General features: G+C 40.7%; 13 protein-coding genes and 1 pseudogene. 5 read left to right on the plus strand and 9 right to left on the minus strand.

Annotation, left to right across the window (positions count from 1 at the left end; translation table 11 throughout):
• Positions 1-440 precede the first annotated feature (440 nt).
• The 4 genes from ACO1D1_RS02900 to pssA all read right to left on the minus strand — a co-directional run bounded on the left by ACO1D1_RS02900 (position 441) and on the right by pssA (position 3,153).
• Complete coding sequence (locus tag ACO1D1_RS02900; protein ID WP_423334886.1) at positions 441-1,688, minus strand: DUF4153 domain-containing protein; 1,248 nt, start codon at positions 1,686-1,688, stop codon at positions 441-443.
• A gap of 48 nt (positions 1,689-1,736) precedes the next feature.
• Positions 1,737-1,952: a helix-turn-helix domain-containing protein gene (locus ACO1D1_RS02905; protein ID WP_017153334.1), complete on the minus strand. Its 216-nt coding sequence runs from the start codon at positions 1,950-1,952 to the stop codon at positions 1,737-1,739.
• Positions 1,953-1,963: 11 nt separating this feature from the next.
• Complete coding sequence (locus ACO1D1_RS02910; protein ID WP_423334887.1) at positions 1,964-2,446, minus strand: DUF2975 domain-containing protein; 483 nt, start codon at positions 2,444-2,446, stop codon at positions 1,964-1,966.
• A 215-nt stretch (positions 2,447-2,661) separates the two neighbouring features.
• Positions 2,662-3,153 (minus strand): CDP-diacylglycerol--serine O-phosphatidyltransferase, encoded by a 492-nt coding sequence (gene pssA, locus ACO1D1_RS02915; protein WP_423334888.1) that lies wholly within the window; start codon positions 3,151-3,153, stop codon positions 2,662-2,664.
• A 199-nt stretch (positions 3,154-3,352) separates the two neighbouring features.
• Here pssA and ACO1D1_RS02920 point away from each other — a divergent pair, with 199 nt between their 5' ends.
• Positions 3,353-3,931, plus strand: coding sequence for an undecaprenyl-diphosphatase (locus tag ACO1D1_RS02920; RefSeq protein ID WP_423334889.1), 579 nt, complete (start codon positions 3,353-3,355; stop codon positions 3,929-3,931).
• A gap of 122 nt (positions 3,932-4,053) precedes the next feature.
• Here ACO1D1_RS02920 and ACO1D1_RS02925 read toward each other — a convergent pair.
• The 5 genes and pseudogenes from ACO1D1_RS02925 to ACO1D1_RS02945 all read right to left on the minus strand — a co-directional run bounded on the left by ACO1D1_RS02925 (position 4,054) and on the right by ACO1D1_RS02945 (position 9,886).
• A pseudogene (locus ACO1D1_RS02925) lies at positions 4,054-4,769 on the minus strand (type 1 glutamine amidotransferase).
• Between the two features lie 32 nt (positions 4,770-4,801).
• Positions 4,802-6,148 (minus strand): glutamine synthetase family protein, encoded by a 1,347-nt coding sequence (locus tag ACO1D1_RS02930; RefSeq protein WP_423334890.1) that lies wholly within the window; start codon positions 6,146-6,148, stop codon positions 4,802-4,804.
• Positions 6,148-7,350, minus strand: a complete 1,203-nt coding sequence (locus ACO1D1_RS02935; protein WP_423334891.1) for a M20 metallopeptidase family protein — start codon at positions 7,348-7,350, stop codon at positions 6,148-6,150. The genes ACO1D1_RS02930 and ACO1D1_RS02935 overlap by 1 nt, the downstream gene beginning before the upstream one ends.
• Before the next feature lie 5 nt (positions 7,351-7,355).
• The gene (locus tag ACO1D1_RS02940) at positions 7,356-8,720 is read right to left on the minus strand and encodes an APC family permease (protein ID WP_423334892.1); all 1,365 of its coding nucleotides are present in this window, start codon (positions 8,718-8,720) and stop codon (positions 7,356-7,358) included.
• Positions 8,717-9,886, minus strand: a complete 1,170-nt coding sequence (locus ACO1D1_RS02945; protein WP_423334893.1) for an amidohydrolase family protein — start codon at positions 9,884-9,886, stop codon at positions 8,717-8,719. Before ACO1D1_RS02945 ends, ACO1D1_RS02940 begins: the two co-directional genes overlap by 4 nt.
• Positions 9,887-10,164: 278 nt before the next feature.
• Here ACO1D1_RS02945 and ACO1D1_RS02950 point away from each other — a divergent pair, with 278 nt between their 5' ends.
• Genes ACO1D1_RS02950 through ACO1D1_RS02965 form a run of 4 tightly spaced genes read left to right on the plus strand, consistent with a single transcriptional unit; the run spans position 10,165 to position 13,285 of the window.
• Positions 10,165-10,818, plus strand: a complete 654-nt coding sequence (locus ACO1D1_RS02950) for a PAS domain-containing protein (protein ID WP_423334894.1) — start codon at positions 10,165-10,167, stop codon at positions 10,816-10,818.
• 19 nt (positions 10,819-10,837) lie between these two features.
• Positions 10,838-11,935 (plus strand): sigma-54 interaction domain-containing protein, encoded by a 1,098-nt coding sequence (locus ACO1D1_RS02955; RefSeq protein WP_423334895.1) that lies wholly within the window; start codon positions 10,838-10,840, stop codon positions 11,933-11,935.
• Between the two features lie 20 nt (positions 11,936-11,955).
• Positions 11,956-12,312, plus strand: coding sequence for an aminotransferase class III-fold pyridoxal phosphate-dependent enzyme (locus ACO1D1_RS02960; protein ID WP_423334896.1), 357 nt, complete (start codon positions 11,956-11,958; stop codon positions 12,310-12,312).
• Positions 12,272-13,285, plus strand: a complete 1,014-nt coding sequence (locus tag ACO1D1_RS02965) for an aspartate aminotransferase family protein (protein ID WP_423334897.1) — start codon at positions 12,272-12,274, stop codon at positions 13,283-13,285. Before ACO1D1_RS02960 ends, ACO1D1_RS02965 begins: the two co-directional genes overlap by 41 nt.
• Positions 13,286-13,878 lie beyond the last annotated feature (593 nt).

Raw genomic sequence — 13,878 nt, forward strand, 5'->3', positions numbered from 1 at the left:
ATGTTGCTGGTCTACTGGTTCGGTTGTGCAGCCGTTATTAACCCAAACCCAACAACCTAGATAGGCATTTTCGCGATTTATCGTGAAACGCTTTCGCGTTTTTCGTGCGCCGCTTTTCATATATGACAAAGGGACAATCATCATATAGTGGGAAAAAAATCAGCGATTTCCTAAAATTTTCTTAAAAAGATATAGAACGTCTGCAATACATGCAAACGTTCCATTGGAGGCGTTACTATATGTCTGAACTTGTAGCATCGGTGGTAATAATAACATATGCATTTAGAATAAAAGTGAATGGACAAGTGTTGGATAAAATTAAAATAGGCACGAAGTTCAACAAGATTATTCACTTACCATAAATAGCTGCACATAATTTCGGCTCTAAGGATTTTATACGTTATAGAAGATTATCCCTTCGTTAGATTAACAGAGCCTTTCTATTTAAAAATAATAGGAAAAATAAATGTAACGAAAGCTGCCCAAAGTCCGTAGACCGGCAAATACTTAGTAACGGCATCTTGGATAGCTGATAGCCCGGATTTGTTTTGTAGAAAACGAATATAGGAAATCATAATCCAAATTAGATTTGCCCAGATAAGGATATTTACTCCTAAAACAGCAAGTCTATTAGGCGTAATCCCATAAGAAGAAAGTCTGAACACAATGGCTGACAAAGCCACACTGTCAATGATAAGCGCAAGACCAATTAAGGCAAAATTTATATAATCTGAAATGTTCTTTTTCTCGTCTGAATCGCTTTCGGTAATGGAAAATATAGTAACGGCCAAGACACCAAGAAGTATTCCGTTGAAGGCTATCAGGAAATTTCGGTCTAAGAATGGATTTTTTCCGACCCATATAACCGTTATAAGATAGACCAACAATGTGACCAAGACAAGAGGACTAAAAATTTTAGCTATATATGGTGTAATATTCTTAGCAAGTTTAAGATTCATTGCTACCAGGTATGCGGCCACAATAGCAAGAGCGGCAGCACCAAATAAAACGACATTACTAAAATAGAAGTCTTCTATATCCAAGCTAACAAAGCTAAATAACTGCATAGTTAATGCGGCTAGCACCATGCCGCTGACTGCCATACTGGCGTAGAGAATACAAAATTCCAAATTAAATTTAATATAGGCTAATCTTGAACTGCCTTTTGCATATTCATTTCCTGTAAATGCAAGCCCTACCAATACCCATAAGAATATGGGTAGGTGTAAATAAGCAAGGATAATACTATCTTTATTATTTAATGGCAGCATATTAAGATAAAACCCGGAAATTAGGAACAACGTTGCAAGGGAATATACAACATACTTTTTCGGCTTATTATGGTAAACAAAATAGGCGGCAATAAAGGGAATTATGCCAAAGGCCAGGTTAATTGGAGCAATTGCTTCCTGTTCGACAAAATGGAAAATGATCCTGGTGCTTATCCCAGCCAGAAGGGATAAAATGCCCATGAATAAGAATCCTTTTTGAAAGAAGGAAGCTTTTTCTGTATGTGCCATCTCCTTGAAATGCAATCTTTCATACCAAACGCCAAGAACCTGAGAATCAGGATTTTGTTCCCATGCATGTGAGAATGATTTTTTAAAAGTTTTCGGGTCTTTTCGATACATTCTCTCCAGCTCATGAGGGTTAGCCATATTTTCAATAATATAATTGTTACTGTCCATAGTTATACCTCCCCTAATAATTGCTATCTTAAGTTTTCTTCACAATGTTTAACTGTCTTCGTCACTTTTGTATTCTAAAATATCTCCAGGCTGACATTCTAAAGCCTTACAAATTGCCTCTAAAGTGGATAATCGGATCGCTTTTGCCTTTCCATTTTTCAATATAGAAAGGTTCGCCATTGTTATTCCTACCTTCTCCGAAAGTTCTGTTACGCTCATTTTCCTTTTTGCTAACATCACATCAATATTGATTATAATTGCCATTGTTATTCACCTCAGACCGTTAGATCATTTTCCGATTTGATATCAATTGCTTCTTGTAAAAGTTTTTGGAGAACAGCCGAAAAGACTGCGATCACCATCGAAGCAAAAGGAACAACCAATCCGACAAAGATAACTCCTGGTGCATCGTCTACTTCCGCAAAGATATAGAAGAGCGGCCAAACTAGCACATGCAAAATACTGATTGTGATGGCACAGTATTTGATTTTCTTTAAAGCTTTTACAGATAAATCAGAGAAAGCTTTATTTTTGTCAATATAGCGTAAGAGTTTAAAGGCCTGAAACAAGGCAAAGTAATAAGGTATCGCGGATGCATCAAAAACGATGAAAACGAGATATTTTATTAAAGCAAACTCTGGAAGCAATTTTGTTGCAAGATCCGCCATCTCTGGCACCAAAAAGATGCACAGAGCAAGAACTGGGACTCCCAAAAAAATAACAGCTATTTTTAAAAACAATGTCCTTACTTGTTCCATAAAAAGCACCTCACTAAATGATTCTGTTTTGATTTTAATACAAAATTTATCGATTTACAATAAATTTTTATTATATTTTATAATATTTTTATTGATATTTTATTATTAGACTTTTTATACCTATTCTAATAGATTGAAAGGAACAAAAGTTTAGGAACAAAATAAAAAAGCTAGACCTTTTCGAAAAGGTTACTAGCTTCAGTTCCAGAATAAAATTAAAGTTTTTTAACCCTAATTGGACTTACCATTAAAATCGCTAGGATGAGGGTAATCCATGGATTGCTATATGAAAAGAATCCCATTCCAGCCAATGGCAATCCAGCTGCTGGTATGGGTAATCCTTTAAAATACCCAATGGTCGGCTTAACACTAAACCTAGCTAATCTTAAGGCTCCCATCGTTGGAAAAATGATAAATGCTAAAGAAGTTAAGATGGATGGTGCTGCTATGGTATGAAATAGAAGCGCTGGAGCTACTCCGAAACTTACAATATCCGCTAAGGAATCCAATACGACACCAAACTCACTGTTCACTTTTAATGTTCTTGCAACCCTTCCATCAAGAAGGTCAAAAACTGCGGAAAAGAAAATTAAAATGGACGCTACTTCTATAAATCCACTCATATTAAAGGTTATGGATAGAACTCCGCACAAAAAATTTCCAATCGTAAATAAATTGGGTACAGCTTTTACGATCTGATGGAACAAGGCAGTCCCCCTGACGTTAACGAATCATTCCATTTATATAGCATTTTCTAACTAACCTAACCTTATGCTGAAAATACCCATTTTTTCATTTTAATGAAATATTAATGGTTTATTAAGGGGAAAAGACAAGTTTCTTTTATATAGTTAAAATGCCCATTTAAATCGAAGAAATTGAAAAGAACCTCAAGGAGGGTTTTTAATGAATTACAAATTATTTCACGCTATCAATCAACATGCTGGCCATCATCCTTTTTTAGACGGATTAATGGCTTTCGTTACCAAAGATGCATTGATTGTTTATACAGTCGTTCTCCTTCTTATGTGGATTTTTGGAAAAGAAAAATATAAATACTCTGTTGTGTATGCTGCTATAACAGGTGCAATCGCTTTATTCATTAACTATATCTTAGGACATATCTATGATGAACCGCGTCCATTTGTGACACATCATGTGAACCTATTGATTCAACATGCAAAGGATTCTTCCTTTCCAAGCGATCATACAACAGGTGCATTTTCGCTAGCACTTGCGGTAGTAATGCGTCATCGTAAAATTGGTTTTGGAATGCTTTTCTTTGCAATACTAACAGGGATCTCCCGTATTTATGTCGGGCACCATTATCCTTTTGATGTGCTAGGAAGTATGATTGTCGCACTCTTGACCAGTACGCTTATATATAAATTTAGTTCGGTATTTGAACCACTTGGTCGGATCATAATTAGCATGTACAACCGAATTCCACTAGTTCCAAAAACGGAACAAGACCTTTCAAAATGAGGATCCCCATAACTGGTTTTACCGATAAATAAAAAAACGTAATGGTTCCAGTTTTCTAGTACTGGCATCATTACGTTTTTTATTTACTTTCTTTAGTTCTAGGTTGTAACCGTCTTACTCATTTATTCATTCATCGTTTTTTTGGAAATGTTTGCTTCAAAATTATTCAGAATGGTAAATAACATCGATTTTGCCCCATTTAAGTGCTGATTTTGATTTACCCATTGTTGGGGTTTCTGAATAAATTCACCTACACGAATTTGGCTGCCAAACATATGCTCCAAACCGTCAATCATCTCTCCTGTGAATTCAGGATGAAATTGCAGGCCTAAAACCCTGTCCCCGTAAGAAAAAGCCTGGTTTGTACAGCCGCTATTTGATGCCAAACGAATGGCGCCAACTGGCAGGTCAAAGGTATCGCCATGGAACTGGAATGCAATGAGAGATTGAGGTACTCCTGTAAAAAGCTTGGAATTTCCCGCTTCCTCTGTTTTATCTATCTGCCACCAGCCAATTTCCTGGTGGGTATGTGGATAAACCTCTCCCCCAAGACTTCGGCCAGTAACTGTGAACCAAGACAAATGCCCAATATCCATTTTCCCTGATCAATGGCCTCACGAATAAATTGTTTTTCCTGAATTAACCAAGGAAATAAAGATTCCTCATAAGCACCCATCCTGCCGCCTAAGATAATTAACAAATCAAACTGATCCATAGAAGGAAAAGTCTCACCATCATACATCCGAGTACGAGATAATGAAAACTTTTTCCCATTTACCCATTCCTCTATAAACCCCGGGGTGGCCAATTCGTCATTTTGAATAAAGTGGATTTTCATTTGTTCTTCTCCTTGCTGCTAAACTAGCATACTTAGAATCTTGCAGAGAAAATATTCCGTTCCCAATCACTTACATAGCGTGAATATTTATCCCATTCCGTTCTTTTTATTTTAATAAATTCTTCCCATATGGATCTGCCGATGGTTTGGGCCAGTACAGAATCTTCTGCCAAACAATCAATCGCTTCCTTTAAGCTTCGTGGTACCCAGCTGATCCCCCGTTCTTTTAATTGAAACTCACTTGCGGCGCTTACATCAAATTCAATGGGCTCACCGGGGTCAATATTATTTTGAATCCCACGTAGTCCTGCTGCAACAATACAAGCGGCTAGAAGATACGGATTGGATGTTCCATCTGCTCCTCTGTATTCGAACCGCCTCGCCCTTCTTTTCTCAGGAATACGGACTAAAACGGAACGATTCCCTGATCCATAACAAATATGTGCCGGCGCCCATGATCCCGGCTGCATTCTTTTATATGAATTGACACTCGGCGCACCAATAGCAACAAGTGATGATCCATGCTTTAACAAGCCTCCAATGAAATGATAGGCCTTTTCCGACATATCCAGTCCACGGTGATCCGTAGTATCCTCAAAAAGATTTTCCCCCGTATCATCATATAAGCTGATATGAACATGTAGTCCACTTCCGGCTAAATGTTGGAAAGGCTTCGGCATGAGGGTTCCCACCATTCCTTTATCACGAGCAATTTGTTTGAATAAGTGCATAAAGGTCACTTGGTCATCTGCGGCTTTTAACGCATTCGTATACTTTAAGTTGATTTCTAGCTGTCCAGGGCCAAATTCACTTGATAACTGTTCTGTTTCTACCCCCATGGCCTCCAATGAGTGAACAAATTCTTGAATAAAATCTTCCTGTATATCAGCGCCCTCCGTAGAAAAGCAATGGCTGTTATCGGCAGGAACAAGCTGTCCATCGATTTCTTTTAATAAATAGGCCTCCTGCTCAAACGCCATATTCATTTTGCCGCCGAGAACGGATTCCACTTCATTTAATAGCCGCTTAAATGCACTTCGTGGGCATCCTTGCCACGGATCGCCGTTAATATCCACCAAATCACAAATCATCCGCGCGGTATTTTTTCGATAAGGAAGGATGGCAAATGTACTTGGATCCGGTACAGCAAAAAAGTCTCCATCATTAGGGCCGTAGGCAGGGTTTGGAATATATTCATCAAATACATCAAAACTCATAATCGCGGTACTGAAATTAATCCCTTTTTCCATTGCATCCATTAATTGGGCGGGCCGAATCGTTCTACCACGGGTGACACCTGCATAGTCGAGAAATTCGACACGAATAAATTCCACTTTTTCTTTTTCAACAATCTCTAAGACCTGTTTTTTTGATAACATTATTTTTCCACTCCATTTTGTAATCTGCTTAACACAACAAATGTAAATAATTCCACTCCCAGAGGAATAATCGATTCATGAAATTCAAATTGGGGGTGATGCAGATCGTAATTAGGCTTATGGTCCTGCGCGGTTCCTAATCGAAAATACGTGCTCGGTACCTTTTCAGCAAAAGCGCCAAAATCATCCGCTCCCATGGAAGGTTCCTTTAACTGCATCACCTTATCAGGACCAAAAAGTTCGATCGCACTCTCTTCAAGGGCACGGGTAACCGTATCACTATTAATCACAGGTGGATGGCCGAGCTTATAATCGACAATCGCTTTCCCTCCAAAGCTAGATGCGGTGTTTTCACACAACTGAGTCAGTTGCTCTTTCAGTCTATTTCTCGTTTCCTGCATGACAGATCGTGTTGTTCCTTCTAAAACAACAAGGTCCGCTACTACATTGCTTGCATTGCCGCCGTTAATTTTTCCCACATGGACAACAACAGGCTCAACAGGATTACTTGCCTTTGTTACTAATGTCGGCAGTGACTGGAGAATTTGCGAACTGATCGTTATGGCATCCACAGCTTGATGGGGTCTTGCACTATGGCCGCCTTTTCCTCGGACTTCAATCAAAAAGTCGTCACAGGACGCTGTAATGGCTCCATATCTCACTCCTACCGTACCATGAGGGAGGTGCGGCCATAAATGAAGGGCAAGCATCGCGTCTAAAGAAGGATTTTCCAACACTCCCAGCTTAATTAACTGCTCTGCCGCACCGTCTGCCTCCTCCCCAGGCTGGAAAATACAGCGCACTCTGCCTTTTAAGCTGCTTTTCAGCTCGTTAAGCATATAAACCGTGCCAAGAAGGATCGTCGTATGCCCATCATGTCCGCAGGCATGCATGATACCTGAATGAAGGGAAGAAAAAGGAAGACCTGTTTTTTCCTGAATTGGCAGGGCATCAATATCGGCCCGAATCCCAATGGTAGGTCCTTCCCCTTTTTCACCGACAATGTCTACGAAAATCCCTGTTTCTCCAATTTTTTTAAAAGGAATTCTCCATTCTTCTAAACAGGAGGCAATATATTGTGAGGTTCTAAATTCCTCGAATGAGAGCTCCGGATATTGATGAAGATGTCGGCGAATCTCGATTAATTTTTCTAATAGATTTTCGTTTACCTTAACCATATTCTTGCTAATCAATCTTTTCATCCTCCTTACATCGTTGTATCTTTACCGGCTTTGGAAGATTGACTTTTTGATTTATAAAAAAAGCGGAACAATACATAAAGAATGGCCATCCCGATGGCTCCGCGCACAAGTGTCATAGGACTTCCAATAAATGTGCCGTAAAAAACAATCCCAATACCGACAAACCCAAGAATCGGAAACAATGGATAAAGCGGCTGTTTCCACGGTAGCATCTGTACTTCCTGAAGGGCCTTTTTTCGATAAAGGATCGCGGCAATTAGAGCAAGAGTCCATGAAACCAGCCATGCTAAGACAAGCTGAGTCGATAGTTCAACATAAAGAAAATCTGGATTGAATGATCCTAAAATGACTAAACCGACAGACAAGGCCCATACTACGATGATTCCATATACAGGCGTTCCTGTTTTCGGATGGATGTGCGCAAAAAATGAAGGAAGGAAACCACTTTTTGCCTGTGCATAAAAGATACGGGAAGAAGCATAAAGCGTCCCCATTAATATACATGTGGCTGCTGCAATCCATGCTGCCATATTCATGATAAAGGCACCAGCAACACCAAAGACCATACGTGCAGCCTCGGTGAACGGCGAGCTATCCATCGTGATTTGATCCCATGGAATCAATCCTTGCAGGACAGCCTGAGCTGCTGTATACAACAGAAGAAAGGTAATACTGGACCAAATCAATGCCTTTGGCAGATCCTTTGGATTCTTTACTTCCCCTCCGGCCGTTGCTAAAGTGACAGCACCGAGATACGCATAGGTCCCAAGTGGAACGGCTGCCCAGAAACCATCCGTCCCATGTGGTAAGAATGGAGTAAAATGATCAAAATTGATATCCTTCATTCCAATGATAGAAAAAAGAGCCATAACAAGTGTCATGATCACAACCAATATTAATTGTGTCCTGGCAGCAATCTCAGCACCTAATATGTTCAAGACGGCAAAAATGGTAATGAAGAAGACGGCAAAAAATACCGGCCAAAACTCCCCGTGAAGCTGTGGGAAAAACCACATGGTGAGCCTGCCTAATGCAAGGCCAACGCTTCCACCCGCAATAACCCAGCCAAGGGCAAAGGTAAAACCGGATAGAAACCCCCACCATTTGCCCATAAAGCGTTCAACCCAATGGGACATGGCCCCTGCATTCGGCATTCCAACTGCCAGCTCCCCTAAAGAGACCATCAGAAATAACTGAGATAAACCGGCTATACCGTAAGCAAGAATCGCACCTGGCCCTGCAGTCGCAATCCCTTGACCCATGAGCAGGAAAATTCCATCACCAATAACGGCTCCTACGCCAAGGGCCCATATCGACCAATACCCAAGCTTCCTCTGCGGTTCAAGACTTAATTGATTCTTATTGCTCATGTAATTGCCCCCTTTAATTGGTCTTGATAAACATTTTCGAAATTTCGATAAAGAACCATTTCACCTATGACTCTAGCAGTTTCTGCATCCATATAATCCGATTCAACCCAGGATCCCAGCACCTCTTCAAAGCATTCTTTAAATAATTGTACCCCCAGCCAATTCATTTCCGGCACCGTAAATGCATCGGAGCCATACATGACCTTATCAAACGGGGCAAATTCAAACACCTGAGATAGAATTCTTTTAACGCCATGGCCGCTGAACGGATTTTGTAAGGAAAGATCCATATAGACATTTGGAAGAATACTAACAATGAAAGCAGCCTCTTCCACCCACGGATATCCGCCATGGACAAGATGGACCTTTGTCTTTTCATATTTCGAATCACGCAGCATATCTAGTAAAAAACTTGGACTTGCTTTCGGCAGCACAACCTCCCCGTCCCCGATGCCAGTATGAATATGCATGACCTTATTGGCGACCGTACACTCCTCCATGGCCACATGGAGACAATAATCTCGGAAACTCTTTACTTTTGCCCGGGTATTTTGCCGGAATGCCTCGTATTCCGCAGCCGCATTTCCTTGATCCATCGGAGCAATATCTAGTCCGCTCCGGTAAGCGATAATAGATTTTAACCCAACGACCTCATTCCTCTTTAAGGCATCGGCAAGCACCGTACGATATTTTTCAATGAATTCACCAAAATTTTGACATTCTTCACCTAAGCGGACCATTTCCGGCTCAATTCGGAAAACCTCCCATATTCGCGCACCGCATAAATCAGCGTATTCTGTTTTACTAAGCGGCGGCTGCGGGTATCCGAAATCGGCAACCACTCCAGTGAGATGGGCATCTTGAAACAGTTCACGAGTAAACTTTTTATAGTTGGCTGCTTTGACATTGCGTTGCGCTACGACCGCTTCTAATGTTGGCTCACATGAAAAATATTTTGCCAACCGCCCCGTCAAGATTTGGACCCACATATTACTGCCTGGGTACGGTTGATTTTTTACCCATTTATAATTTGGGGAAATTTGATTTGGAATGACGGCCAAAGATAACTTTCTTACATACTCATCTACCGTAAATGGCACAGCATTGGCGATGTATGGATGGGCATGAACGTCAATAGCTTGGCAATCCTTTAATGAAACCTTCATATGCATGAATCCTCCTTCTTTTCCTTTACAAGTCAAATATGCAATTTTTGTGCCAACTGCTTACATTCAAATGAATGTTGTTCGGTCGATATGTAAACTTCAGAAAATACGAAAATAATTTTTCTATCGAAAAAATTTTTTCGCTTAAAATTTTTCATCTATAAAAAATATTCTGAATTCTTATATTAAATTAATGGAATCTATGATAAAAATATAGGTAGAACGAACATAGATAAATTTTTTTCGCTCAGAATTTTTCATATTAGGCAGGTGTCTTTATGCATCATGTACTCTCTTTTACTTCATTAGAAGAAGTCTGGAACCATTCTTTTGACTGTATCATTATGGCAGGTGAAGATGGGATCATTCTTTCATTAAATCGGCCGGCCGCTCGTTTGTTTTTGGGAAATCCCTCCACTCTTATTGGTACGTCCATTTTTGAACTGATTCCTTCAAATGAGTTTAAAAAAAGCCTGCAGAAACAAGGAAAAACAGGTGTACCTATTTCATTAGGAACAAAGCAATTGGTCGCAAATATTGTCTATAGTGAGAATCATGATGTTGGGAATAAGTATGTCATCATTCTAAAAGATCTCTCTCAAGTCCAACAGCTGAATAGCCAAATTCAGCAATTCCATAAAGAAAAGCAGGTATTCGATCTCATACTGGATCAATTGGAAGAGGGAATCTGTGTCATTAACGAGCATGGAACCATCCTCTTTTACAACCGCAAGGCCGGTGAAGTAGAAACATTGGAACCAGAGGCCGTGAAAGGAAAACGGGTTCAGGACATTTGGAGCGTGGACGAAACAACCAGTACGCTGCTGACATCCGTACGAACCGGACGAACACTCGAATCATCGGGAAACTCAGTTTTCCACCCATGGCAAAGCAATCACCACACTGGTTCGTACCGTGCCATTAACACTTGACGACCAACGAGTGGGGGCCATGGAAATAAGCAAAGATATTAGCGAACAAAAACAATTAACCAATACCATTATGCAGCTTCAGAAACAATCTAAGGGAGGAGCGACCATACCGCCCTCTTCCCTGCAGACCCAAAAAAACAACACTCGGTTTCAGTTTGAAAATATCGTCTTTTCCAGCAGAGAAATGGCACTTACGGTTGAACAAGCACGCCGTTCAGCCCGGTCAAGATCCAATATCCTCATTGTTGGGGAAACCGGGACCGGAAAAGAACTGTTTGCGCAAAGCATTCATAATGAAAGTCCAAGAAAAAATGGGACGTTTATTGCACAAAACTGCGCCGCTCTACCTGAATCCTTGTTAGAAAGTCTGCTCTTTGGGACAACGGTTGGAAGCTTCACGGGTGCAGTCGATCGGCCGGGATTATTTGAACAAGCAAATGGCGGAACCCTTTTATTGGATGAAATCAATTCAATGGGAACTAGCCTGCAGGCAAAATTACTGCGGGTAATACAGGAAAGAAAGGTTCAAAGGCTCGGTTCTTCTAAATTAATTCAAATCGATGTCCGTGTCATGGCAACGATGAACGAGGAACCACTGGAAGCCGTAGCAAACGGACGATTGCGAGAAGATTTGTATTACCGCCTCGGTGTTGTCAATTTAGTCATTCCACCGCTAAGAAATCGGAAAGAGGATATTCGGATATTAACAGACTATTTTATCCGGAAGCATGCAAAGCTTTTAGATGTCAACGTCGAGGGTCTGGAACCGGAAATCTTTCAGCTTTTCATGGATTATCATTGGCCGGGGAATGTCCGCCAGCTTGAACATGTGATTGAAGGCTGCTTAAACCTTGTCTATGATGAGAGGACAATTGGTTATGAACTCCTCCCTCCTGTCTTAAAAATGAAACTTCAGCATCAGGAACGGCCTTTAAGCCCAGAATCTTCATTCCCATATATCGGAACCTTGCCTGAGCAAATGGAAAAGCTAGAACGAATCATGATTGAACAAGCATTAAAACAGTCCGACGGAAATATAACCAAAGCGGGAGAACAGCTTGGAATTTCTAGACAGAACCTGAATTACAAGCTGAAAAAATATATGATCATTCCCTAAAACGAAAAGGAGGAAACAATGTGACGAAATCGTTTTTTGATACTGAAAATGAGGTAATCGCCAACAGCTTGAAAATTCGCTTTTACCCGATTTCTGTAAAATCAGCTACAGGGACCCGCATCATTGATCAGGCAGGAAAGGAATACCTGGATTTAGCAGCCGGCTGGGCCGTTGCCGGGATTGGGTATGGACACCCAAGGGTCAGCAACAGGATTAAGAATCAATATGATACCTTATCCTTTACCTCGCAGCTTTCTGCACCGGAATCGACCATGGTCACTCTGGCAGAAAAACTAATTGACATCACACCTGGTGATTTTCCCAAAAAGGTATGGTTTGGCCACTCTGGATCTGATGCCAATGATTGTATCGCTTAAATTAGTACCACTTGAGAAAAATCGCCCAAGAATGATTTCATTTATGGGGTCCTATCATGGACAAACGATGGGTTCACTCTCCCTATCCGGCCATCCAGCCCAATCGCTGTTTATCGGAAGTGGCAATGTGGTAAAAATCCCCTACCCAAATCCCTACCGCCCTCCTTTTGGAGAGACGAAAAACTTAACCGAACAATTGATTCAATATCTGGAGCAGGAAGTGTTTAAAACGATTTGTCCCCCTGAGACAACTGCGGGGATCATCGTAGAGGGTATCCAAAGCGATGGCGGTCTCCTTGTCCCTCCTGCCGATTTTTTACCGCGTCTTCAGGAGGTCTGCAGGCGTTATGGGATTCACCTCATTTTTGACGAGGTCAAAGTGGGTTTAGGCAGGACAGGAAAATGGTTTTCCTTCGATCATTACGGAATTGTACCTGATGCCGTAGTTCTTGGAAAATCCCTTGGCGGCGGCTTGCCAATCAGCGCAGTTGTCGCAAGAAAGGAAATCCTTGATGTCGGAACAGGCATTCATATGTTTACAGCAAGCGGCAATCCCGTCAGTACCACCGCTTCCTTGGAAACGCTACATATTATCGAGGATGAGAGATTAATAGATAACGCACGGATAAATGGCGAGTATTTTAAAGATTTATTACAACAGCTCAAGAATAAATATGAGTGGATTGGCGATGTCCGCGGGAAAGGATTGGCAATCGGAGTAGAATTAGTGGAAGATCGTGTATCCAAAACCCCCGCAGCAGAAAAAACCGCGGCAATCTGCTATCGCTGCTATGAGCTTGGAATGCTAGTCTTTTATGTTGGTATAAACAGCAACGTAATCGAAATCACTCCTCCTCTCACCATTTCAAAGGAAGAAATTGATTTAGCCGTTTCGATTTTCGACCAGGCATTTTCTGACCTCGAGGAACAAAAAATCAATATGGAGAAAGTAAAACAGTATGCTGGATGGTAACTGTTGACCCCAGAGACGAAATGACGTTAGCGGGATCACTTAATTTTGCTGTAAATAATCACCTGAAAAACAACTATTATCACATATATGAATAAAGCGAGTATTTCGTTGCTTTTCGAAAAAATAAAAAGGACCAAACATCTCCTACACGTCCTGTCATGCAATAGACTCTTAAAAGAACACTGAGAACAAGATTGATATTCACAGTGTTCTTTTTTTCGTCTCTAACTATATTGTTTTTTACGAAATATTTGATAAATAATCAGCAATTTGAACGAATCAATCCAAGATCATACAGGAAAAACTTTGCATAATCCAATTTCACTTTAATTGGTCCTTCATCAAAAACTTTTTGTAGAATTCAATGGATTTCATTAAATTAGTTACATGAACTCCCACATGCATTTTCCTTGTAATTCCTTCATGTTCGCTCATTGATTATTTAAAGCACGTAACAACTGATTCTTTTTTATTTTCTTTTGAAGCGGCGCACGAAAAACGCGAAAGCGTTTCACGATAAATGCGAAAACGCCTATCTAGGTTGTTGGGTTTGCGGTTAATATCGGCTTCACAACCAACGAGTGTACACAACA

Origin of the sequence: Neobacillus sp. 19, assembly GCF_049463095.1 — a bacterium.
GTDB lineage: Bacteria > Bacillota > Bacilli > Bacillales > Cytobacillaceae > Neobacillus.